Origin of the sequence: Ruegeria aquimaris, from assembly GCF_025751555.1 — a bacterium.
Lineage (GTDB): Bacteria > Pseudomonadota > Alphaproteobacteria > Rhodobacterales > Rhodobacteraceae > Ruegeria_B > Ruegeria_B aquimaris.
On the sequence record NZ_JAOWLB010000027.1, the window covers coordinates 21,702 to 42,936 of the forward strand.

Annotated in this window: 23 protein-coding genes and 1 pseudogene; 15 read left to right on the forward strand and 9 right to left on the reverse strand. The window is 64.7% G+C overall.

Annotation, left to right across the window (positions count from 1 at the left end):
- Positions 1-66: 66 nt before the first annotated feature.
- Entirely contained in the window at positions 67-996 is a 930-nt protein-coding gene (locus tag OE747_RS22355; RefSeq protein WP_263830679.1) for a crotonase/enoyl-CoA hydratase family protein, read from the forward strand.
- Here the strand turns inward: OE747_RS22355 and OE747_RS22360 are convergent.
- On the reverse strand, positions 993-1,433 hold the full coding sequence (locus OE747_RS22360) for a winged helix-turn-helix transcriptional regulator (RefSeq protein WP_263830680.1): 441 nt from the start codon (positions 1,431-1,433) through the stop codon (positions 993-995). The genes OE747_RS22355 and OE747_RS22360 overlap by 4 nt on opposite strands.
- Positions 1,434-1,524: 91 nt before the next feature.
- Here OE747_RS22360 and OE747_RS22365 point away from each other — a divergent pair, with 91 nt between their 5' ends.
- Both OE747_RS22365 and OE747_RS22370 read left to right on the forward strand, forming a co-directional pair.
- A complete protein-coding gene (locus tag OE747_RS22365) occupies positions 1,525-2,445 on the forward strand; it encodes an alpha/beta hydrolase (protein WP_263830681.1) in 921 nt (306 codons plus the stop codon).
- A gap of 84 nt (positions 2,446-2,529) precedes the next feature.
- Positions 2,530-3,819, forward strand: a complete 1,290-nt coding sequence (locus OE747_RS22370; RefSeq protein WP_263830682.1) for a TAXI family TRAP transporter solute-binding subunit — start codon at positions 2,530-2,532, stop codon at positions 3,817-3,819.
- On the opposite strand, the gene OE747_RS22375 is transcribed toward OE747_RS22370, so the two are convergent.
- Positions 3,803-4,783: a DMT family transporter gene (locus tag OE747_RS22375; RefSeq protein WP_263830683.1), complete on the reverse strand. Its 981-nt coding sequence runs from the start codon at positions 4,781-4,783 to the stop codon at positions 3,803-3,805. The two genes, OE747_RS22370 and OE747_RS22375, sit on opposite strands and share 17 nt — an antisense overlap.
- Before the next feature lie 157 nt (positions 4,784-4,940).
- Here OE747_RS22375 and OE747_RS22380 point away from each other — a divergent pair, with 157 nt between their 5' ends.
- From OE747_RS22380 to OE747_RS22435, 12 genes and pseudogenes are all read left to right on the forward strand, one after another.
- Complete coding sequence (locus OE747_RS22380) at positions 4,941-5,450, forward strand: CoxG family protein (protein WP_263830684.1); 510 nt, start codon at positions 4,941-4,943, stop codon at positions 5,448-5,450.
- Between the two features lie 79 nt (positions 5,451-5,529).
- On the forward strand, positions 5,530-6,459 hold the full coding sequence (locus OE747_RS22385) for an ABC transporter ATP-binding protein (RefSeq protein WP_263830685.1): 930 nt from the start codon (positions 5,530-5,532) through the stop codon (positions 6,457-6,459).
- Positions 6,456-7,217, forward strand: a complete 762-nt coding sequence (locus OE747_RS22390; RefSeq protein WP_263830686.1) for an ABC transporter permease — start codon at positions 6,456-6,458, stop codon at positions 7,215-7,217. Before OE747_RS22385 ends, OE747_RS22390 begins: the two co-directional genes overlap by 4 nt.
- A gap of 191 nt (positions 7,218-7,408) precedes the next feature.
- Positions 7,409-8,206 carry a S49 family peptidase gene (locus OE747_RS22395; protein WP_263830687.1) on the forward strand — a complete coding sequence of 266 codons (798 nt, stop codon included), beginning with the start codon at positions 7,409-7,411 and terminating at the stop codon, positions 8,204-8,206.
- Position 8,207: 1 nt separating this feature from the next.
- Positions 8,208-8,378 (forward strand): hypothetical protein, encoded by a 171-nt coding sequence (locus tag OE747_RS22400; protein WP_203582942.1) that lies wholly within the window; start codon positions 8,208-8,210, stop codon positions 8,376-8,378.
- The gene (locus OE747_RS22405; protein WP_263830688.1) at positions 8,375-9,334 is read left to right on the forward strand and encodes a calcium/sodium antiporter; all 960 of its coding nucleotides are present in this window, start codon (positions 8,375-8,377) and stop codon (positions 9,332-9,334) included. Before OE747_RS22400 ends, OE747_RS22405 begins: the two co-directional genes overlap by 4 nt.
- Positions 9,335-9,350: 16 nt before the next feature.
- Positions 9,351-10,133: pseudogene (locus OE747_RS22410) on the forward strand (SDR family oxidoreductase); the annotation flags it as partial.
- A 290-nt stretch (positions 10,134-10,423) separates the two neighbouring features.
- A complete protein-coding gene (gene uvrC / locus OE747_RS22415) occupies positions 10,424-12,295 on the forward strand; it encodes an excinuclease ABC subunit UvrC (protein WP_263830689.1) in 1,872 nt (623 codons plus the stop codon).
- A gap of 50 nt (positions 12,296-12,345) precedes the next feature.
- Positions 12,346-13,506: a serine hydrolase domain-containing protein gene (locus tag OE747_RS22420; RefSeq protein WP_263830690.1), complete on the forward strand. Its 1,161-nt coding sequence runs from the start codon at positions 12,346-12,348 to the stop codon at positions 13,504-13,506.
- Positions 13,507-13,563: 57 nt separating this feature from the next.
- On the forward strand, positions 13,564-14,187 hold the full coding sequence (gene pgsA / locus OE747_RS22425) for a CDP-diacylglycerol--glycerol-3-phosphate 3-phosphatidyltransferase (RefSeq protein WP_263830691.1): 624 nt from the start codon (positions 13,564-13,566) through the stop codon (positions 14,185-14,187).
- Positions 14,187-14,432 (forward strand): molybdopterin converting factor subunit 1, encoded by a 246-nt coding sequence (gene moaD / locus OE747_RS22430; RefSeq protein WP_263830692.1) that lies wholly within the window; start codon positions 14,187-14,189, stop codon positions 14,430-14,432. Before pgsA ends, moaD begins: the two co-directional genes overlap by 1 nt.
- A gap of 5 nt (positions 14,433-14,437) precedes the next feature.
- Positions 14,438-14,881: a molybdenum cofactor biosynthesis protein MoaE gene (locus OE747_RS22435; RefSeq protein ID WP_263830693.1), complete on the forward strand. Its 444-nt coding sequence runs from the start codon at positions 14,438-14,440 to the stop codon at positions 14,879-14,881.
- Between the two features lie 4 nt (positions 14,882-14,885).
- Here OE747_RS22435 and OE747_RS22440 read toward each other — a convergent pair whose 3' ends face one another.
- The 7 genes from OE747_RS22440 to OE747_RS22470 all read right to left on the reverse strand — a co-directional run bounded on the left by OE747_RS22440 (position 14,886) and on the right by OE747_RS22470 (position 21,217).
- On the reverse strand, positions 14,886-15,647 hold the full coding sequence (locus OE747_RS22440; protein ID WP_263830694.1) for a LamB/YcsF family protein: 762 nt from the start codon (positions 15,645-15,647) through the stop codon (positions 14,886-14,888).
- Between the two features lie 10 nt (positions 15,648-15,657).
- Positions 15,658-16,656, reverse strand: coding sequence for a 5-oxoprolinase subunit C family protein (locus OE747_RS22445; RefSeq protein WP_263830695.1), 999 nt, complete (start codon positions 16,654-16,656; stop codon positions 15,658-15,660).
- Entirely contained in the window at positions 16,653-17,402 is a 750-nt protein-coding gene (locus OE747_RS22450) for a 5-oxoprolinase subunit B family protein (protein ID WP_263830696.1), read from the reverse strand. The genes OE747_RS22445 and OE747_RS22450 overlap by 4 nt, the downstream gene beginning before the upstream one ends.
- Positions 17,389-18,309, reverse strand: coding sequence for a hypothetical protein (locus OE747_RS22455; protein WP_263830697.1), 921 nt, complete (start codon positions 18,307-18,309; stop codon positions 17,389-17,391). The genes OE747_RS22450 and OE747_RS22455 overlap by 14 nt, the downstream gene beginning before the upstream one ends.
- Positions 18,310-18,336: 27 nt before the next feature.
- Positions 18,337-19,647, reverse strand: coding sequence for a TRAP transporter large permease (locus tag OE747_RS22460; RefSeq protein WP_263830698.1), 1,311 nt, complete (start codon positions 19,645-19,647; stop codon positions 18,337-18,339).
- Between the two features lie 4 nt (positions 19,648-19,651).
- Positions 19,652-20,173, reverse strand: coding sequence for a TRAP transporter small permease (locus OE747_RS22465; RefSeq protein WP_263830699.1), 522 nt, complete (start codon positions 20,171-20,173; stop codon positions 19,652-19,654).
- Between the two features lie 66 nt (positions 20,174-20,239).
- Positions 20,240-21,217 (reverse strand): TRAP transporter substrate-binding protein, encoded by a 978-nt coding sequence (locus OE747_RS22470; protein ID WP_263830700.1) that lies wholly within the window; start codon positions 21,215-21,217, stop codon positions 20,240-20,242.
- Between the last annotated feature and the right edge of the window lie 18 nt (positions 21,218-21,235).

Here is a 21,235-nt window from a genome sequence, read left to right on the forward strand (position 1 = left end):
ATGCTCTCCTTTTCTTTGTGGCAGGTTCCCGGCCCCGCGTGCCGAAATCAAGCGCGGCGGTGCCGCATGACGTGGCGTCGTATTTTGTCCGAGCCGCGCCGCGTGCTCTGCTGGAGTGCAGTCAGGGAGGAAGACATGTCCGTTGTTGCCTATGAAAAGGACGGGCGCATCGCCCGGATCACGCTGAACCGGCCCGAGGTGATGAACGCCATCAATGACGAGCTGCCCGGCGCACTGGCCGCTGCCGTGGCGCGGGCCGATGCCGATCCGGGTGTGCATGTGATGGTGCTGTCGGGGGCGGGGGGCGCGTTCTGCGCGGGCTATGACCTGACCTATTACGCCGAGGGCAACGGGGCGGGTGACGTGACCCAGCCGATGCCCTGGGACCCCATAAAAGACTATCGGTTCATGTGGACCAATACCCAGCATTTCATGTCGCTCTGGCGGGCGGTAAAGCCGGTGCTGTGCAAGGTGCACGGCTTCGCGGTGGCGGGCGGGTCGGATATTGCACTCTGCGCCGATCTGACGATCATGGCCGAGGATGCGCAGATCGGGTACATGCCGTCGCGGGTCTGGGGCTGTCCCACCACGGCGATGTGGGTCTATCGGCTGGGGGCCGAGCGGGCCAAGCGGATGCTGTTCACCGGCGACAAGATCAGCGGGCGTCAGGCGGCGGATATGGGGCTGGTGCTGGAGGCGGTGCCGGCGGAGCATCTGGATGACCGGGTCGAGGAACTGGCCGCGCGCATGGCCACCGTGCCGATCAACCAGCTTGCTATGCAGAAACTGGTGATCAACCAGGCGATCGAGCAGACCGGGCTGATGCAGACCCAGCGGCTGGCCACCATTTTCGACGGCATCACCCGGCACAGCCCGGAAGGCATCCATTTCAAGGAGCGCGCCGAGGCGGTGGGCTGGAAACAGGCGGTGGACGAGCGCGATCAGGGCACCTGGGACTGGACGGCGAATGAGGCGATCCCGAAAGGCAACCGCTAGGTTCGCCGGAGACGCATCGTTTCATAGGTAAGCGGCGTGCCGGTGGCGCGGTCGACCACAACCGGATCGACCTCGCGCCCGTCCTCCAGCGAGACGACGCGAACCGGCGGTGGCAAGTCGCTGGGCAGGTTCTCGGTGGCCCAATCGACCAGCAGCAGCATGACCGGGCCAAAGGCACGCCCCGTCGGGGTCAGCCGGTATTCATGCCTGAGGGGCCGCTCCTGATAGGGGGTGCGGTGCATCAGGCCCAGCGCCTCAAGCTTCTTGAGCCGTTCCGCAAGAAGGTGACGGGTGATGCCGAGCCGGTCCTGAAACCCATCGAACCGGAGGGTGCCCAGAAATGCCTCGCGCAGGATGAGCAGGGTCCAGCGGTCACCCACCACGGACATGGCGCGGGCTACCGGACAGGGATCTTGATCGAGGTCGCTCCATTTCATGCCGTTGGTTTTAGCATGAAAGTTATGGGTTCCAAATAGGAACTTACTGATGCATAGTAAGTTCTGTTTTAGAACGCAATGGGAATCAGGAATGTCGATCACAGATCCCTCTGGTCGGTCCCGCCAGCCCGACCGCTCAGACCCGCTGGTGATACGGTTGACGAGAGCGGCGGCCGCCCTCGCCTCGCGCGCGGTACCGGGGCTTTCGGCGGGGGTTCTTGAGCGCCTGTTCACAACGCCGCGCCGGTATGCGCTTCGGCCGCACGAAGCGGACCGGATGGCCAGCGCGCAGCGCGGTCATCTGGATTTGGCCGAGGGTCTGCGTATTCCGCTCTATCGCTGGGGCAATGGACCGACGGTGCTCTTGATCCATGGCATGAGCGGGCGCGGCAGCCAGATGGCGGGTTTTGCCGCGCCCCTGGTCGCGGCCGGGTTCAGCGTTGTCGCCTTTGACGCGCCCGGACATGGCGCGGCGCCGGGCAAGCGGTTCTCTCTGCCCGAACATGCGCAGGTGGTCTTGCAGGTCGCGCGTCACCTCGGCCCCTTGGCCGGAGTCGTGGCGCATTCGGTCGGCGCCGCCGCAATGACACTGGCATTGAGCGAGGGGGCCGAAACCGGGCGGCTCGTCTATTTCGCACCGCCCGAGGACATGGAGGGCCATCTGTTCCGGGTCGCGCGGCTTCTCGGATTCTCGACCCGGGTCGCGGGCAGAACGAAACGCCGGTTGGAAACCCGGCTGGGCGTTCCGATGGAGGCGCTGCGCGGGCGCGACATCGCCCGGACCATGACACGGCCCCTGCTCGTCTTTCATGATCGGGGCGATGGCATGGTTCCGTTTTCCGACGGAGCCACCCTGATACGCCACTGGCCCAGCGCGCGTCTGGTCGCGACCGAAGGTCTGGGGCATGCCCGGATCCTGCGCGACCCCGAGGCGCTGGACCGGACGGTCCGCTTTCTGGCCGGACGGCAGAGCGGGCAAGGCAGCATTGGCTCGGAGGACGTGGCGGCATAGGATCGCCCCTGCCGAGGGGCTTGCCTTGCGGGGTCCCGGCCAATAGCGTCATGCCGGACTGTGTCAAGTTCTTGGGGGGGAACGATGCGCGCCTGGCTGCTTGTATGCATAGCCATTGTTCTGGCGATACTCTGGGCGGTTTTTGACCATTTGCATCCTCCCGACCGGTTTGTGATGGCCGCCGGACCCGAGAACGGCGCCTATGCGCAGATCGCCGGAAAGTACCAGACAGTGCTGGCCCGGGACCGTATCCAGCTGGACATCGTGTACACGGCAGGCTCAGCCGAAAACGCCCGGCTGATCGCCGAGGGCAAGGTTGACGCCGCGCTGTTGCAGGGCGGCATTACTGTCCCCAGCGCCACGGTCGAGGCGGTCGGCACGATTTTCTATGAACCCATAGTGTTTCTGATCCGGCGCGACGCGCCGATTCCGCGCAACCCGGCCAACTGGTCGGGGCTGCGGATCGCCAGCGGCATGCCCGGCTCGGGAACCGAGGCGGCGTTCCGCGATTTCGAAGCCGCAGTGGGTCTGCGCCATGAGGCGAACACCCATGTGCCAATGCCTTATGCCAAGGCCGCCGACGCAGTCGAGCGCGACGAGATCGACATCGCCACATTTGTGGCACCGGTCGACGCGCCCTATCTGATCGAAGCCTATGGCCATCTGTCGCTGGGGGTGCTGCCGCTGGAGCATGTCGAGGCGATCTCGCGCCGGATGGAATACGCGGGTGTGGTAACGGTACCGGCGGGCGGCATGTCGCTGGCGCCGGTTCTACCGCCGGTGGAGCGCTCGCTGATCGCGCTGGAGGCCCGGCTGGCAGTGCAGGTGGGTTTGCATCCGGCGTTGGTCAACCGCCTGACAATGGCCGCCATCGAACTGCACGGCCGCCGCGGCATCATCACCGATCCGGGCCGGTTCCCTTCGATCGAAGGTGCAGGGCTGGTGGTGAACAACACCGCGCGCCAGCTAATCCTGGAAGGACCGTCGACCTGGCATGACTGGCTGCCCTATTGGGTGGCAGCACAGATCAACCGGGTGCTGCTGCTGGTGCTGCCCTTCTTCTTTGTTGTGGTGCCGTTGCTGCGGCTGATACCGGCGCTTTATGCCTATCTGATGCGCTGGCGGGTCTGGCGCTATTACCCCGAAATCCGCCGGGTGGAAGAGGAACTGGCCAGCAATCCGTCAAGCGATGCCCTTGCGGACATGCAGGCACGGCTGGCCGAAGTGGAGGACCGTCTGGCGGCGATGCGCCTGCCCACCGCCTATCGGCAGAGCCAGTACGACGCCCGCCTGCATCTGGAACTGGTACAGAACCGGCTGAGCGAAATCCGGCAGGCGCGGATGCAGAAGGAAGGGTCTAGTAACGCGCCTTGACCTCGGTCCGGGCGACCACGCGGGCCCGGGCCCGCTCGCGGAAGAATACAAACAGACCGGAGCCCGCGATCAGCGCCATACCGGCCCAGACCTCCCAGTCGGGCAGTTCGTGCCAGATCAGCCAGCCCCAGAGCACGGCGAGCGGCAGACCGACATATTCGAAGGGCGCAACCGTGGCCGCATCGGCCAGCCGATAGGCCTGCGCCAGGCAATAGCCGATGATGGCCGAGTTCAGACCCAGACCCAGCAGGTAGACCCAATCGCCCTCACCCGGCCAGATCCAGGCCCGCAGCAGGAAGATCAGGCTGGGGTCGCTGACCCCTTGGACAAAACGCCCGCCGCCCGCGATGACGTAGAAAAGCGCCGAGACCACGATGAACATCGCCTGAATATAGACCGCCAGCGCCGAGGCGCGGGTGGTTGCGCCCAGCTTGCGCGTCATCAGCTGCAACAGCGCGTAGGTGAGCGCCGAGACCACCGGGAGCAGCAACACAAGACGGTTGACCTCAAGCGCGGCCGTCCCCTCCCATGGGCGCTGCATCAGGATCACGCCGCCAAAGCCCACGACCACGGCAGCCATCCGCATCGGCCCCACCCGCTCGCCCAGGATCGGGATCGACAACAGCGTGATAAAGAGCGGCGCCGCAAAGAACAGCGCGGTGGCGTCGGCCAGCGGCAACACCGCAAGCGCAACGAAGTAGGTCATGTTGGACACCACCACCAGGAGGCCGCGCAGCAGGTGGAGGAAGGGTTGGCGGGTTTTCAGGATCGACAGGCCGCCTTCGGCCTGGACCAGGATCAGCGAAAACAGGATCCCCACGCCCGAACGGACAAAGACGATCTGATGCAGCGGGTAATCGCCCGAAAGCTGCTTGATCAGCATGTCGTTGACCGAAATCGCCGTCATACCCACCAGGATATAGACGATACCGGCAGTCGCCATGGTGGTACCGGTTTGCTTCATCCGTCGCGCGTTCCATCTGTGACAAGGGTCCGCCTCAGGGGTATCACGGGAATGCCGGTGCGCAATTCCGTATTTCGATGGCGCCCCGTGTTGCTTGCGACCCCAGAGGGGGCTAGGTCTGGATCAAACCCGGCCTGAGCGACAAGGAGTGCGCCCCATGCAGATGAGTGATACCCGCGAGATTGCGGCGGACCCCGCCACCGTCTATGCCGCCCTGCTGGATCCGGCGGTGCTTCTGGCCTGCGTGCCCGGCGCGAAGGAGGTGACCGGCAATCCCGAGGAGGGATACACCGCCACCGTCGTGCAGAAGGTCGGGCCGGTAAAGGCGACATTCCAGGGAACCGTGACCATGTCGGACATGGTTCCGGGCCAGTCCCTGACCATCGCGGGCGAAGGCAGAGGGGGCGCGGCAGGCTTTGCCAAGGGCGGCGCCAGTGTGCGTTTCGCGCCGTCGGAGAGCGGCGGCACCGTGCTGAGCTATGATGTCGAGGCCCGGGTCGGCGGCAAGCTGGCGCAACTGGGCAGCCGTCTGATTGACGGCTTTGCCAAGAAAATGGCCGACCAGTTCTTTGACACGCTGACAGCGCAATTCGCGCCACCGCCCACAGACGAGGGCGCGCCAGAGGAGAAGAAAGGCTGGCTGGGTCGGCTCACCGGACGCGACTGAGGGCGTGGCGGCGCGCATATTCGGCCTGTTCCTGCCCCGATCCAGCCTGTAGGTTCGCCGCGAGAACGGGGTCAGGCGCATGAAAACCATACTGTCAATCCGGGACCTGCGGAAATCCTATGCCGACGGGTTCGAGGCGCTGAAGGGCGTGACGCTCGATATTCGCGAAGGCGAGATACTGGCGCTGCTCGGCCCCAATGGCGCAGGCAAGACGACGCTGATTTCGACCGTCTGCGGCATCACCACGCCGAGCTCGGGCAGCGTGACCGTGGGCGGCCACGACATCCAGACCGATTTCCGCGCTGCCCGCCGGATGATCGGACTGGTGCCGCAGGAAATCGCGCTGGAACCGTTCGAGAAGGTGATGAACACCGTCCGTTTCTCGCGCGGGCTGTTCGGCAAGCGCGCAAATGACGGCCGGATCGAGGAAGTGCTGCGCAAACTGTCGCTCTGGGACAAGCGCCGCAACGCGATCAAGGAACTGTCGGGCGGCATGAAGCGCCGGGTGCTGATCGCCAAGGCGCTCGCGCATGACCCGCGTGTGCTGTTCCTCGACGAACCCACCGCCGGGGTCGACGTGGAACTGCGCAAGGACATGTGGGACATCGTGGCCGAGCTGAAGGCCGCGGGCGTCACCATCATCCTGACCACCCATTACATCGAAGAGGCCGAGGCGATCGCCGACCGGGTCGGCGTGATCAACAAGGGTGAGCTCTTGCTGGTCGAGGACAAGGCCAAGCTGATGGCACGGATGGGCAAGAAGCAATTGTCGGTGATGCTGTCGCGCCCGATCACGGCCATTCCACCGGCGCTGGCCCGGCACAATCTGGAGCTGAACGGGGCGGGTGACGAGCTGCTTTACACCTATGACACCCATGCCGACCGCACCGGCATCACCAAACTGCTGAACGATGTGGCCGAGGCCGGGCTGGTGCTGCGCGACGTGGCGACCCGGCAATCGAGCCTGGAAGAGATCTTCGTCACCCTGGTCAAGGGAGAAACACCATGAACTGGGCCGCCATTGCCGCCATCTACCGGTTCGAAATGGCCCGGTTCTTTCGCACCCTGACGCAGAGCTTCATTTCGCCGGTGCTCAGCACCTCGCTCTATTTCGTGGTCTTCGGCACCGCCATCGGCAGCCGCATCCAGGAGATCGAGGGCGTGTCCTATGGCGCCTTCATCGTGCCGGGGCTGGTGATGCTGTCGGTGGTGATGCTGGCGATCTCGAACGCCTCATTCGGTATCTATTTTCCGAAATTCCTCGGCACGATCTACGAGTTGCTCTCGGCGCCGGTGAATTTCATCGAGATCGTCATCGGCTATGTCGGCGCGGCGGCGACCAAGGCGCTCTTCGTGGGCGTTGTGATCCTGTTGACCGCCAGCTTCTTTGTCGACCTGCGCATCGAGCACCCGCTGGCCATGGTGGCTTTTCTGGTGCTGACCTGCCTGAGCTTTTCGCTTCTGGGCTTCATCATCGGCATCTGGGCCAGCAATTTCGAGCAGATGTCGCTGGTGCCGCAACTGGTGGTGACGCCGCTGATCTTTCTGGGCGGGACGTTCTACAGCATCTCGATGCTGCCGCCGGTCTGGCAGACCATCACCCTGTTCAACCCGGTGGTCTATCTGATCTCGGGCTTCCGCTGGTCATTCTACGGGCTGGCGGATGTCCCGGTGGCGCTGAGCCTCCTGGCCATCGCCGCCTTTACCGGCCTGTGCCTCGCGGTAATCTGGTGGATCTTCCGCACCGGCTGGCGCATCCGCAACTGAGACGCGGCGGGGTGCCCAAACAACCTGCGCTTCTTTCTGATGGAAAATACTCCCGCCGGAGGCATCGCGCGTGGCGCGATAGGCTGGCCCGCCATTCAGGTCACGCCATTGTGTGGGAAAATTGTTGCCGTGGCGTTTCTGTTCCCGCCCGCGTCTTGTTTGTCGGACAGCAGCGCTCTACATCGGCTGCCATGACACTCGCCCTGCCCTTTCTGAAAAAGCCGCCGCTGGTGGCCGTGGTTCGCCTGTCAGGCGCCATTGGCCTGACCGGGCGCGGGTCTCTCAACGACACCTCGCTGGCCCCGGTGCTGGAACGCGCCTTTCGCAAGGGTAAACCGGCGGCCGTGGCGCTCGAGATCAATTCGCCCGGCGGCTCGCCGGTGCAAAGTTCGCTGATCGGTGCGCGGATCCGGCGCCTGGCGGATGAGCTGGATGTGCCGGTCTATGCCTTTGTCGAGGATGTGGCCGCTTCGGGCGGATACTGGCTGGCCTGCGCCGCCGACGAGATCTGGGCCGATGACAGTTCGATCCTGGGATCCATCGGCGTCATTTCGGCCGGGTTTGGCGCGCATGTGTTCCTGGCCCGGCAGGGGATCGAACGGCGGGTGCATACGGCGGGCAAGTCGAAATCCATGCTCGACCCGTTCAGCCCGGAAAAGGACGAGGATATCGCCCGGCTCAAGGGCATCCTGGGCGACATTCACAAGAATTTCATCGACCACGTAAAGGCCCGGCGCGGAACACGGCTGGACCTGTCCGAGGACCTGTTCACCGGCGAGATCTGGCTGGGTGCGCGGGCGCGCGATCTGGGACTGATCGACGGCATCGGGCATCTGAGACCCAAGATGCAGGAACGCTTCGGAGACAAGGTGCGGTTCCGCCGCTACGGGTTGCGCCGCGCGGTCTGGTCACGGTTCGGCCTGTCCCTGGCCGAGGACGCGCTGGGCGGGATCGAGGAGCGGGCCGCCTTCGCGCGGTTCGGCCTCTGACATGCTGGTCAAGATCGTCACCCTCTTTCTCGTCGCCATCGCGGTGCTTGCCATGTTCGGGCGGCTGCGGTTTCCCGGTGCGCGGCGGCTGAGCTCGGCGAAATGCCCGCGCTGCGGGCGCTATCGGATCGGAAAGGGCCCCTGTGCCTGCGGACATGGAGGTCGGGCATGATGGCATGGCTCCTGTCGGGCCTTGGGCTGTTGATCCTGCTTCTGGCCGGTGACGCGCTGGTTCGGGGCGCGGTCAATCTCAGCCTGCGGCTGGGAGTGCCAGCGCTGATCGTCAGCCTGACGATCGTGGCCTTTGGCACTTCGGCGCCGGAGCTGCTGATCTCGATCAAGGCGGTGCAGGAAAACGCGCCCGGTATCGCGCTGGGCAATGTGGTGGGGTCGAACACCGCCAATATCCTGCTGGTGCTGGGCCTGCCCGCGCTGTTGGCGACGCTGCACACCAGCGAATGCGACACGCGGCGCAACTATGTGCTGATGCTGCTGGCCTCGGTGCTGTTCATCGGGCTGGCCTTCTGCGGCACCTTCACGGTGACCAGCGGCATGATCCTGCTGGCGGGTCTGGGCCTGATGCTGGCCAATGCCTTTCGCGAGGCACACGCGCATCGCAAGGCCTGTGGCGACCCCTGCGCGGATGACGATCTGGAGGCGCTGGAGGAGGCCGACCCGAACATGCCCTGGTGGCGGATCGGTGTCTTTCTAGTGCTGGGTCTGCTGGGCCTGCCGATGGGGGCGCATCTGCTGGTCGACAATGCCTCGGTCATCGCGCGCACCTATGGGGTCAGCGAAACGGTGATCGGCCTGACGCTGGTGGCGCTGGGCACCTCGCTGCCGGAACTGGCGACCACGGTGATGGCGGCGCTGCGCCGTCAGGCCGATGTCGCGCTGGGCAATGTGATCGGATCGAACATGTTCAACCTGCTGGCCATCATCGGTGTCGCCACCCTGTTCGGACCGATCCCGGTCGATCCCGCTTTTCTGGAATTCGACCTCTGGGTGATGCTTGCCGCCTCGCTGATGCTGATCCCTTTCGTGTTCTTCAAGCTGGACATCAACCGGTTCTGGGGGGCGGTGCTGAGCGCCATGTACGTCGGTTACGTGGTCATCGTTCTGGTCTAGGCGGCGAGAGGAGAGCCACATGTCACGCGCATTGGTAACCGGGGCCGGGCAACGGCTGGGCAAGGCGATGGCGCTGTATCTGGCCCGGCGCGGTTTCGATGTTGGCGTTCACTATGCCAATTCCGAAGGCGACGCCGAGGCGGTTGCCGCAGAGGTCCGCGCGCTGGGGCGCGCGGCCGCGACCCTGCAAGCCGACCTGCTGGACGAGGCGCAGACGCGGGCGCTGTTGCCCCGGGCGGCAGAGATGCTGGGGGGGCCGATCACCTGCCTGGTCAACAACGCCTCGATCTTTGAATACGACAGTCTCACCAGTGCCAGCCGGACCAGTTGGGACCGGCATATGGAAAGCAACCTGCGCGCGCCCTTCGTGCTGACCCAGGCGATTGCGGCGCAGGGGTTGCAGCCCGTCGCCGATGACGCTGGCGAGCCGATGGCGACCGGGCTGATCGTCAACATGATCGACATGCGGGTGCGCAAGCTGACGCCGGAGTTCATGACCTATACACTGGCCAAGGCGGCGCTGTGGACCCTGACCCAAACCAGCGCACAGGCGCTGACACCGGCGATCCGGGTCAACGCGATCGGCCCCGGCCCGACCCTGAAAGGCCATCGCCAGTCACCCGAGCACTTCGCGGCGCAGCGCGCCAACACCATCTCCGGGCGCGGATCGAATCCGCGGGATATCACCGCCGCTTTGGGATATTTCCTTGATGCCCCTGCGGTAACCGGGCAGTTGCTTTGCGTCGATGGCGGGCAGCACCTGGGGTGGCGCACACCTGACGTGATCGGGGTTGAATGAGCTTTTGCGGCTCAAGTTTTGCACCGTTCACATTTCTGTTGCGAAAGCGTTACAAAAATCCCTTTGATTTCATGAGCTTGTATTTAGATCAAATTTTTATTCATTAAAAACAAGCGCCTACGGTTCTGCCTATTTTCTAGGCAAATCTACAAAGGCCCCGAGTTTCAAGGGAAATTTCCACCTCGCGGGAACTTATGGTCAGACTTATCCACAGCAATCGTGGATTTGTTTCCTCTTGAACTGGCGACCAGAAGATTGCAGCCAAGGGGTGAGAATCGTATGTCAGAGCCATGGCCGAACAAACCCCCAACACCACCGATACACCCGTGACCGGCTACGCCTGTATCCAGGGCTATCTGCGCACCCTGAGCGGCGCGCCGGGGGTCTACCGGATGCTCGATGCGCAGGCGCGGGTGCTCTATGTCGGCAAGGCCCGCAATCTGCGCGCCCGGGTGTCGAACTATGCCCGCCCCGGCCATAGCGCACGGATCGAGCGGATGATCCGCGAGACCGCCTCGATGATGTTCCTGACCACGCGCACCGAGACCGAGGCGCTGCTATTGGAACAGAACCTGATCAAGCAGCTCAAGCCGAAATACAACGTGCTGCTCAGAGACGACAAAAGCTTTCCCAATATCCTGGTGGCCAAGGACCATCCGTTTGCCCAGATCAAGAAACACCGGGGCGCGAAAAAGGAAAAGGGCACCTATTTCGGACCCTTTGCCAGTGCCGGTGCAGTCAACCGCACCCTGAACCAGTTGCAAAAGGCCTTCCTGCTGCGCAACTGCACCGATGCGGTGTTCGACAGCCGCACCCGGCCCTGCCTGCTTTACCAGATCAAACGCTGTTCGGGGCCGTGCGTGGGGCTGATCTCCGAGGCCGACTATGCCGCCAGCGTCAAGGATGCCGAACGCTTTCTCTCGGGCCGCTCCACCCGGGTGCAAGAGGAGCTTGCCGCCGAGATGATGGCCGCCTCCGAGGCTATGGAGTTCGAACGAGCAGCGGCGTTGCGAGACCGGATCCGCGCGCTGACCACGGTGCAGGGCGCTCAGGGCATCAACCCGCGCGGCGTGGCCGAGGCGGATGTGGTGGCCCTGCATCTGGAGAACGGCCAGGCCTGTGTGCAGGTCTTTTTCATCCGCGCCAATCAGAACTGGGGCAACCGCGATTTCTATCCCCGCGTGGGCGAGGACGTCTCGGCAGCCGAGGTGATGGAGGCCTTCCTGGGTCAATTCTATGACAACAAGGAACCGCCCCGGCAGTTGATCCTGTCGGACGCGATCGAGAATGCCGACCTGATGACCGAGGCGCTGAGCGAGAAGGCCGGGCGCAAGGTGGAACTTCTGGTGCCCCAGCGCGGCGAAAAGGCCGAGCTGGTCTCGGGCGCGCTGCGCAACGCGCGCGAGTCGCTGGCCCGGCGGATGTCGGAAAGCGCCACCCAGGCCAAGCTATTGCGCGGTCTGGCCGAGGCGTTCGACCTGGACGGCCCGCCAAAGCGGATCGAGGTCTATGACAACAGCCATATCCAGGGCACCAACGCGGTCGGCGGCATGATCGTGGCCGGGCCTGAGGGGCTGATGAAGAACCAGTACCGCAAGTTCAACATCCGGGGCGACGAGCTGACGCCGGGCGACGATTTCGGCATGATGAAAGAGGTGCTGACCCGCCGGTTCACCCGGTTGCTGAAAGAGGACCCGGACCGCGACAAAGGGCTGTGGCCCGATCTGTTGCTGATCGACGGCGGCGCCGGACAGGTCAGCGCGGTGCAGGAAATCATGGTGGCGCACGGGGTCGAGGATATTCCGATGGTCGGCGTGGCCAAGGGCGTCGACCGCGACCACGGCAAGGAAGAGTTCCACCGCATCGGCCAGCGCCCCTTTGCGCTGAAGCGGAACGACCCGGTGCTGTATTTCATCCAGCGGCTTCGGGATGAGGCGCACCGCTTTGCCATCGGGACCCATCGCGCCAAGCGGGCCAAGGCGGTGAGCGCCACCCCGCTCGACGATATCCCCGGTGTCGGCGCCGCGCGCAAACGGGCGCTTTTGGCGCATTTCGGCAGCGCCAAGGCAGTGAGCCGTGCGGATCTGGCCGATCTGACCGCGGTCGAGGGTGTCTCCGAAGGGTTGGCGCGGAAAATCTATGACTTCTTCCACGAAAGCTGACTTGCCTTTCGCGCCTGCCTGCGGTTGGGTCTGACCTGGGAGGAAAGCAGATGACATTGATGCAGGGATTTCCACCGGCCGAGGCCGACCGGGCGACGCTGGCGAACTGGCGGACGCAACCCTATTCGGCTTGGGCGTTTCACCATGTGCGCGAGGTTGTGCCCTCGGCCGAGATCGCCAACGCACCGGGCGATGTCTGGGCGCTGGACCAGGGTGCGCCGCTGCTGTCGGATGCCGCGATCGAGGATATCCTCGCCCCGACCCTGACCGATGCGCTGGTGGTGCTGCACAAAGGCCGGGTCGTGCATGAGCTGTATCGCAACGGCATGACCGCCGAGGACCCGCATATCCTGATGTCGGTGTCGAAATCCATGCTCGGCCTCCTTGCCGGTATCCTGGCGAACAAGGGTCTGTTGGATCTTGAGGCCGGCATCATCGACTATATCCCCGAACTCGCGCCCACCGCCTATGCCGGGGCGACCGTGCGCCAGGCGCTTGACATGCGCGTGGGGGTCGAATTCTCGGAAGATTACACCGCCACATCTGGCCCGATCATCGCCTATCGCAAGGCGGCCAACTGGAACGTGGTCGAACCCGGCGAGGTGGCCCCGGACCTGCGCAGTTTCCAGATGATGCTGACCGCAAGCGACGGCCCGCATGGCGGGCGGTTCCACTATGTCTCGCCGGTGACCGACCTTCTGGCCTGGGTGATCGAGCGGGCGGCGGGGCGGCGTTATGCCGACCTGATGTCCGAGCATCTGTGGCAGCCGATGGGCGCGGAAAAAGCAGGCTATATCACCGTGGACCGGATCGGCGGGCCGCGCGCGGCGGGCGGCATGTGCGTCATCGCCCGCGACCTGGCGCGGGTCGGCCAGCTGATCTGCCAGGGCGGTGCGCGTGCGGACGGGCGGCAGGTAATCCCCGCCGCATGGCTGGAGGATATCGCGACCGCAGGCGACCGCGAGGCCTGGACCAGCGGCGATTTTGGCGAGCGTTTCAGCGATTTCGACATGGTCTATCGCTCGAAATGGTATGTCCATCCGGGCGAGGCGCCGCTGATCCATGGCATGGGCATTCACGGGCAATACGTCTTTGCCGACCCGGCGCGCGACCTTGTCGTGGCCTGGATGTCCTGCGAGGCCGAACCCACCAGCGACCGTGCCTTTGGCCTGCGCTACCGGCTGATCCAAGAACTGCGCGCGGCGCTGTAAGCGATGCCGCGCGCCTGCCCTCTTTTCCAATCGCCTCGTGCAGGGTAGACCCGTGACATGAAATGGAACCTGCCCAATATCCTGACCCTGCTGCGCCTGCTGGCGGCGCCGGGTCTGGCCATCATGTTTCTGTACTTCACCCGGCCCTATGCGGACTGGTTCGCGCTGTTGCTGTTCGTGTCGGCGGCGGTGACCGACTGGTTCGACGGTTATCTGGCCCGTGCCTGGAAGCAGGAAACCAAGATGGGCGCGATGCTGGATCCGATCGCCGACAAGGCGATGGTGGTAATCGCGCTGATGATCCTGGTGGGTTATTCGGCCGAACACTGGACACCCTGGCTGGTGCTGCCCGCCACAGTAATCCTGTTCCGCGAGGTGTTTGTCTCGGGTCTGCGCGAATATCTCGGTGACGTAGCGGGCACTCTCAAGGTCACCAAACTGGCAAAGTGGAAGACCACTGCGCAGATGATCGCCATCGCCACGCTGTTTTCCCAGGGAATTTTCGAACACTACCTGTCCAAGCGGCCAGAGGACTTTGCGGACCTCAACTGGGTCGATGTCGGTATGGTCTGGTCGGGGCGTCTGGGCCTGTGGCTGCTCTGGGTCGCGGCGGCACTGACATTGATCACCGGCTACGACTATCTACGTAAAGCCATGCCGCACCTGAAGGAGACGCGCTGATGGATGTACTCTATTTCGCCTGGGTCCGCGAACGGATCGGCATCCCGCGCGAGCGGGTCGAGACCGGCGCCGAAACCGTGGCGCAGCTGGTCGAGGAGTTGCGCGCCCGCGAGCCGCGCTACGAGGCGGCCTTTGCCGATCTCAGCGCCCTGCGGGTGGCGCTGGATCAGGACCTAGCCGATTTCGACGCATCGCTGGCCGGTGTGCGCGAGGTGGCGTTCTTTCCGCCGATGACCGGGGGCTGATCGCGATGCGCGTGGTGGTGCAGCAGGAACCCTTTGACCTTGGCGCCGAGGCCAACGCCTTTGCCGCCGCCGATACCGGCATGGGCGCCATCGTGACCTTTACCGGTGTCGTGCGCGACCTGGCGCGCGGCGACCTGGATGTGATGGAGATCGAGCATTATCCGGGCATGACCGAAAAGGCGCTGACCAAGATCGCGACCGAGGCGCAGGAACGCTGGTCGCTGGGCGATGTGCTGGTGATCCACCGCTATGGCCGCCTTGCCCCTGGCGACCGCATCATGATGGTGGCCACCGCCGCGCCCCATCGCAAGGATGCGTTCGAGGCGGCCGAATACCTGATGGATTACCTGAAATCCCGCGCGCCGTTCTGGAAAAAGGAAATCACCGGGGCTGGTGCCGGTTGGGTCGCCGCCAAGGACGAGGACGAAGACGCCCTGACCCGGTGGTGAGACCCTAGCGTTCGAACTTTGTCACCTCTACCCCGCCCTCTTCCAGGCAGGCCCGCACCGAGCGGGCGATCTGGACCGCCGTCGGCCCGTCGCCATGCAGGCAGATGGTGTCGACCGAGGTCTCAAGATGCTTGCCGCTTTCGGTGATGATCGCACCCGCCCGCACCATCTTTAGCATACGCGGCCCGGCGATATGTGGATCGTGGATCACCGCGCCGGGCAGCGACCGGTCGACCAGCGTGCCGTTGTCGTTATAGGCGCGGTCGGCAAAGATCTCGCCCACCCATTTGCAGCCCAGTTCGCGCACTGCCTGTTCCTGTTTGGTGACCGCCAGCACCATGATGATGATGTCGGGGTCCACGTCCAGCGCACCCAGGTAACAGGCGCGCGCCATGTCCTGATCGACCGAGCACATGTTGGCCAGCGCCCCATGCAATTTCAGATGCCGGACCTGCGTGCCCACCGCCCGCGCGATGCCCAGCGCCGCGCCCAGCTGATAGCGCACCATGTTGCGCAGGCTGTCATGCGGCACCTTCATGTTGCGGCGACCGAACCCTTGCAGGTCGGGAAAACCCGGATGCGCGCCGATGCCCACGCCGTTTTCCGCCGCAAGCGCCATGGTTTTCGCCATCACGTCCGGGTCGCCCGCATGAAAGCCGCAGGCGATATTGGCCGAGGTGATGATTTTCAGCAGGCTGTCATCGTCGCCCATCTTCCACGGGCCAAAGCTTTCGCCCATGTCGGCGTTCAGGTCCACTTGGGTCATGGAATGCTCCTCAGTCATTGGCGGACACGACGCCGCTGATCAGTTGGTAGGACAGAAGATCGGGAATGTCATGCGGGTCGCGTACCAAGGGTTCGACCCGCGAGCTGAGGCGCGCAAGGTCCTTGAGCCAGGCCGCATGCAGGGTGACCGCCTCGTCGAGCGGGACAAAGCGGAAGCGCATCGCGCCCCCCGGCGGCGTCTGCGCCGCGCGCGGCAGGTCACAGGGCAGCACGGTGGCGATGCGGGGATAGCCGCCGGTGGTCTGGCATTCGGGCAACAGGATGAACGGGTTGCCGGTGCCGGTCATCTGGATGTCACCGGGCGAAATCACCTCGGACAGGATGTTGAGCTGCCCTTTGGCGGCAAAGCCCGGCCCGTCGCTGTCCAGCTGCATCCCCATCCGGTTGGCGCGCGGGCCACGGCGGAACTCGGTCGCCTCGAACCGGGCCAGCGTCTCACCATCGAACAGCGCGGTCTGGAAGCTGGCCACCACCCGCAGGGTGCCGCCGCCGAACCGGTCCTCGGCGGCGATCTTCATGCCCGTCTCGCCCTTGTCCGGCCCGTTTGCCAGTGTGTCGCCCACCGCCACCGCGCGACCGACCCGCGCCGCCAGATGCGCCGAGCGCGAGCCGAGGAAAGGCTCGGTCGCGATGCCGCCACCCAGGTGCAGGTATCCGTATCCGCCGCGCAGCACCGCGCCGATGCTCAGCCGCTGGCCCTTGGCCAAAGCATGCGAGGCGTTCCAGGCGACCGGGCTGCCGTCGATGCTGGCCTGCATGGGCGCGCCGGTGAGCGCGATGCGCAAGGGCGCTGTGGCCTCGAATTCACCGCCCATACCAGCCATCTCCAGCGCCGCCAGATCGGGTTTCTGACGCAAAAGCGCAGCCCCTTCGTAAAGCGCGCGCAGATCGGCCGCGCCCGAGCGGGACAGGCCCTGATCCAGGAAGCCTGCGCGCCCCTGATCCTGGATGGTGCAGGCGGGGCCGATGCGGCGGACAATCAGGCTCATGCCTCGATCTCCTCGACCGTGGCACCGCCGGTACCGTCCTCGTTATGGACGCGGATATGGTCCAGTTCCGCCCGCTCGATGGGTTCGAACACCATCTCGTCGCCGGGGTTGAGGGCAAATGTCCATTCCATCCCCGGACGGAAGCAGCGGAACGCGGTCTGTCCGATATGGCGCCAGCCTGTGGGCGTTGGTCCGGCAAAGACGATGAGCTGGCGGATGGCGCAGACCAGCGCGCCCTCGGGCACCATCGGGGTCAGCTGTTGCAGGCGGGGAATGTCGAACTCGGGTGCCAGCGGACCCAGATAGGGCTGGCCGGGGGCAAAGCCGATGGTCAGCACCCGCACGCGCGACTGCGCCAGACGGCGGACCGCCTCATCGACGTCCAGACCGGCGGCGGCGGCTGCGTCTTCAAGCTGCGGCGCCAGATCGGTGCCATAGACCGTGGGCACCCGCCACAGTTTGCGGCCCGAGGGCAGCGGCGCGGCGTACCAATCGCGTTCGGCCAGCAGGGCGGCCAGCCGCGCCTGCACCTCGGCATGGCTCAGGCGCAGCGGGTCAAAACGCAGATAGGCCGAGGCGAGCGAGGTCGAGCTTTCCACCACGCCCTCCCACCCGGCCTCGTGTAGCGCACCGCGAAAGGCCAGCGCGGCGCGGTTCGACGGCTCGGTCATGGTGTCGGCAAAGGTGACAAGCACGCCATCAAGGCCGACGGTCCGGATCAGGGGAAAGGGGTCAGCGCGGGTCATAGAGCCTCCGCATCAGGGTCGGGGTCAGATACATGGGAAACTGGTAGCATCCCAGAAAGATCAAGAGCGGGTCGGTCGCCTCGGGCGGCAGGGCCACCAGAAACAGCGCGAAATTGCGGTTGCCCGCGACAATCGAGGTCGGCACCGGGTCGGGCCGGCCGGTGGCGCGCAGGAACGCAAAGCACAGGATCTGGCCCCCGAAATTGATCGCAAAGGCGGCGGCAAGCCAAAAGGCCAGCTCGGCCGGGCGCTCGGCCAGCGCGGGCCGGATCGCCGACATCAGCGCCACCACCACAACGGCCAGCGCGATCACCGTCAGCCCGTCGACCGCGCGGCGGTTGATCTCCGACAGATGTCGCGCGCCCCAGTGGCGCAGGGCAAAGCCCAGACCGGCGGCGGCAAGGATCACCGCCAACAGCCGCAGCGCCGCCGCCAGCACGGCAGCCAGGTCGCCGAACTCGGGCAGGAACCAGAACACCGGAATCGCCGTCAGCGGCAACAGCGCGGTGCCCAGGATGAGAAGGCGCAGCGCCGGGGCCGGGTCCTGCCGCAGCAGGATGGTGAAATTCGCCGATCCGGTGACCGAAGGCGCCGCCAGCACCAGTGCCGCAGCCAGCGCCAGCGGCGTCATCGGCAGGCCGATGAGCTTCAACAGCAGCAGGAAACCCAGCGGCAGCGCCAGTTGCAGGACCAGCACCGCCCGGGCGGTGCGGGTCAGGTCGTTGAGCTTGCCCGCCGCATCGACCGGGCCGATGCGAAAGGCGGTGAGGAACAGCAGGAATGCCACCAGCTCGGGGATCCAAGGCCGCATCGCGGCCGCCACCCCCGGCAGGGCAAGCCCGGCAACCAGGCCCGCGATGAGGCCAAGCTTGCCATGCCGGGCGATGAAGGCCAGCGCCTGTTGCATCCTGCCGTTCCTCTCGGACCATTCTCGTCAGCTAGGTCGCGCTCTGATGTTCTCGGGCAGCCATGTGGCCAGATCCGGGAAGGCGATGAGAACGAAGACCATCAGAACCATGATCAGGAACATCGGGATCGCGGCGCGGGCGATGAACCCCATCTGGTGTTCGGTCATGCCTTGCAGCACAAACAGATTGAACCCGATCGGCGGCGTGATCTGCGCCATCTCGACCACCACGACGATGAAGATACCGAACCAGATCAGGTCGATCCCCGCCTCGCGGATCATCGGCTCGACCACCGCCATTGTCAGCACCACCGAAGAGATACCGTCGAGGAAACAGCCCAGGATGATGTAGAACACCAGGAGCACCATCAACAGCTCGAACCGGCTCAGCTCGAAACTGGCGATCAGGTCGGCCAGGCCGCGCGGCAACCCGGTAAAGCCCATGCTGAGCGACAGAAAGGCCGCGCCCGCGAGGATCAGCGCGATCATCGCCGAGGTGCGCACCGCCCCCATCAGGCTTTCGACAAAGGTGCCCCAGTTGAGCGACCCCTGCCCCGCCGCCAGCACCAGCGCGCCGATGACGCCAAAGGCGGCTGCCTCGGTCGCAGTGGCAAAGCCCAGGTACATCGACCCGATCACCACGATGATCAGCAGCATGACCGGGATCAGAAAGCGCGAGTTCTGCACCTTTTCAAAGAAGCTCATCTTTGGTTCCGGTGCCGGGTTCCAGTTCGACGACACTTTGGAATAGATCGCCACATAGGTCATGAACATCAGCGCCAGCACCAGCCCGGGCAGGATGCCCGCAAAGAACAGCTTGGTGATGGATTCGTTGATGGTCACGCCATAGACGATCAGCGTCAGCGACGGCGGGATCATCAGGCCCAGCGTGGCCGCGCCCGCCAGGGTTCCGATCACCATCCGCTCGGGATAGCCGCGTTTGCGCAATTCGGGGATCGACATCTTGCCCACGGTGGTCAGCGTTGCCGCCGAGGACCCCGAGACCGCCGCAAACACGGTGCAGCCCACGATGTTGGTATGCACCAGCCCGCCCGGCAGCCGCGCCATCCAGGGCGAAAGGCCACGGAACATGTCCTCGGACAGTCGCGTTCGGTATAATATCTCGCCCATCCAGATGAAGAGCGGCAGCGCCGTCAGCGTCCAGCTGGAGGCCGAGCGCCAGATCACCGTGATCATCGCGTCCCCCGTGGGGCGCGAGGTAAACAGCTCCATCCCCACATAGGCGACGCCCAGCAGCGCGAGGCCGACCCAGACACCAGAGCCCAGAAGCAGGAACAGGACGAAGAGAAACAGTGCAATCGGGATCAGTTGTTCCATGTCCCTACTCCGCGTGGCTTTGCTCCACGAGATCTTCGCGCATCCCGTGGTTTCCGGTAAAAATCAGACGGATCAGGTGATCCCAAAAGCAGATCGCCAACAGCACGGCACCAATGGCCATGATGGATTGCGGGATCCACAGCGGGGTGGCGTCCTGGCCCTGGCTCACATCCTTGAACCGGTGGCTCTCCATCGTCACCTTGATGGCGAAACGCGCCAGAAAGGTAGAGGCGGCGGTCCCGACGGCAAAGCACCACAGCTCGCCCCAGTACCGCCAGCGGCCCATCCTGCTGAGCAGCAGCGACACGCGAATATGGGCGCCATGGTTCAGAGCATAGGCAAAGGCAAAGAAGGACGCGCCCGCCATGCAGTACCCGGCATAATCCGCCGCGCCGGGGAATGTGGACCCGGTCCAGCGCGCCAGCATTTGCAGCACGATGATCCCCAGGATAGCGATTGTGAAGAAAGCGGCGACGACACCCCCGGCGGTATAGAGCGCGTCAAGCCCGCGGCGCAAAGAACCCATGTCCCTGCCCCCTTATGATTTCAACAGGTTGGGAGGCCGCAGCATGCGGCCTCCGCCTGATGATGGTTAATTTTTCGCCTTGTACGCGTCGACGACAGCACGGCCTTCGTCGCCCGCGCTTTCCAGCCACTCGGCGGTCATGGTCTCACCAATCGCCTTCAGTTCGGCAACGAGGTTGGCGCCAGCCGCACCCACGGTCATGCCCCCGGCCTTCAGACCGTCCAGCGTGAACTGGGTATAGTCCTTGGACCGTTGCAGACCGTTGGCCTTGGCGGTGGCGGCACAATCCCGCATCGCCGACTGGGTTTCAGGGCTCAGCCCATCCCATGCATCCTTGTTGGCGAACACGATGTTGCGCGGCAGCCAGGCGTCCACTTCGTAGAAATGGGTCAGGTGTTCCCAGACCTTGCGGTCATAGCCAGTCGCGCCCGACGAGATGAAGCTTTCGGCCACACCGGTTGCCAGCGCCTGGCTGAGTTCGGCCGCCTCGACCTGCACCGGCAACATGCCGGTCAGTTCCGCCATGCGGGCGGTTGCGGTCGAGTACGAGCGGAACTTGATCCCCTTCATGTCGGCCACGCTTTCGACCGGCTTCTTGAAGTAGAGACCCTGCGGCGGCCACGGCACCGAGTAGAGATAGACCAGGTTCTGCTGCGCCAGGATCTCGGCCACTTTCGGGCCTGCGACTTCCCACAGCTGCTCATGCGCGCCAAAGGAGGTGGCCAGGAACGGGATCGAGTCGATACCGAACATCGGGTTCTCGTTCTGGTGCGCCGAGATCAGGCGCTCGCCAATCGGCGCCTGGCCGGTCTGGATCGCGCGCTTGATGTCGTTGCCCGCAAACAGCGAGCCGGACGGATGGGTCACGATCTCCATCGCGCCAGCGGTCTTGTCCTTGACGCAGGTGGCGAACTCGGCCGCGTTTTCCGAATGGAAGTTGGTCGCCGCATAGGCCAGCGGCATGTCCCATGTTTCGGCAGTGGCCGACAGGGCCGAAGCCGCGGTCAGGGCGGTTGCCGCCAGCAGGTGTTTCATTTTCAGCATTTCAATCTCCCTAGTTTG

Bases quoted from the DNA above. Each gene is read 5' to 3' on its own strand.
- OE747_RS22375 (WP_263830683.1), bottom strand. From the start codon at position 4,783: ATGAAGCAAACCGGTACCACCATGGCGACTGCCGGTATCGTCTATATC.
- moaD (WP_263830692.1), top strand. From the start codon at position 14,187: ATGGATGTACTCTATTTCGCCTGGGTCCGCGAACGGATCGGCATCCCG.
- OE747_RS22435 (WP_263830693.1), top strand. From the start codon at position 14,438: ATGCGCGTGGTGGTGCAGCAGGAACCCTTTGACCTTGGCGCCGAGGCC.
- OE747_RS22440 (WP_263830694.1), bottom strand. From the start codon at position 15,647: ATGACCCAAGTGGACCTGAACGCCGACATGGGCGAAAGCTTTGGCCCG.
- OE747_RS22445 (WP_263830695.1), bottom strand. From the start codon at position 16,656: ATGAGCCTGATTGTCCGCCGCATCGGCCCCGCCTGCACCATCCAGGAT.
- pgsA (WP_263830691.1), top strand. From the start codon at position 13,564: ATGAAATGGAACCTGCCCAATATCCTGACCCTGCTGCGCCTGCTGGCG.
- OE747_RS22385 (WP_263830685.1), top strand. From the start codon at position 5,530: ATGAAAACCATACTGTCAATCCGGGACCTGCGGAAATCCTATGCCGAC.
- OE747_RS22380 (WP_263830684.1), top strand. From the start codon at position 4,941: ATGCAGATGAGTGATACCCGCGAGATTGCGGCGGACCCCGCCACCGTC.
- OE747_RS22460 (WP_263830698.1), bottom strand. From the start codon at position 19,647: ATGGAACAACTGATCCCGATTGCACTGTTTCTCTTCGTCCTGTTCCTG.
- OE747_RS22390 (WP_263830686.1), top strand. From the start codon at position 6,456: ATGAACTGGGCCGCCATTGCCGCCATCTACCGGTTCGAAATGGCCCGG.
- uvrC (WP_263830689.1), top strand. From the start codon at position 10,424: ATGGCCGAACAAACCCCCAACACCACCGATACACCCGTGACCGGCTAC.
- OE747_RS22465 (WP_263830699.1), bottom strand. From the start codon at position 20,173: ATGGGTTCTTTGCGCCGCGGGCTTGACGCGCTCTATACCGCCGGGGGT.
- OE747_RS22355 (WP_263830679.1), top strand. From the start codon at position 67: ATGACGTGGCGTCGTATTTTGTCCGAGCCGCGCCGCGTGCTCTGCTGG.
- OE747_RS22370 (WP_263830682.1), top strand. From the start codon at position 2,530: ATGCGCGCCTGGCTGCTTGTATGCATAGCCATTGTTCTGGCGATACTC.
- OE747_RS22470 (WP_263830700.1), bottom strand. From the start codon at position 21,217: ATGCTGAAAATGAAACACCTGCTGGCGGCAACCGCCCTGACCGCGGCT.
- OE747_RS22365 (WP_263830681.1), top strand. From the start codon at position 1,525: ATGTCGATCACAGATCCCTCTGGTCGGTCCCGCCAGCCCGACCGCTCA.
- OE747_RS22405 (WP_263830688.1), top strand. From the start codon at position 8,375: ATGATGGCATGGCTCCTGTCGGGCCTTGGGCTGTTGATCCTGCTTCTG.
- OE747_RS22360 (WP_263830680.1), bottom strand. From the start codon at position 1,433: ATGAAATGGAGCGACCTCGATCAAGATCCCTGTCCGGTAGCCCGCGCC.
- OE747_RS22420 (WP_263830690.1), top strand. From the start codon at position 12,346: ATGACATTGATGCAGGGATTTCCACCGGCCGAGGCCGACCGGGCGACG.
- OE747_RS22400 (WP_203582942.1), top strand. From the start codon at position 8,208: ATGCTGGTCAAGATCGTCACCCTCTTTCTCGTCGCCATCGCGGTGCTT.
- OE747_RS22450 (WP_263830696.1), bottom strand. From the start codon at position 17,402: ATGACCCGCGCTGACCCCTTTCCCCTGATCCGGACCGTCGGCCTTGAT.
- OE747_RS22455 (WP_263830697.1), bottom strand. From the start codon at position 18,309: ATGCAACAGGCGCTGGCCTTCATCGCCCGGCATGGCAAGCTTGGCCTC.
- OE747_RS22395 (WP_263830687.1), top strand. From the start codon at position 7,409: ATGACACTCGCCCTGCCCTTTCTGAAAAAGCCGCCGCTGGTGGCCGTG.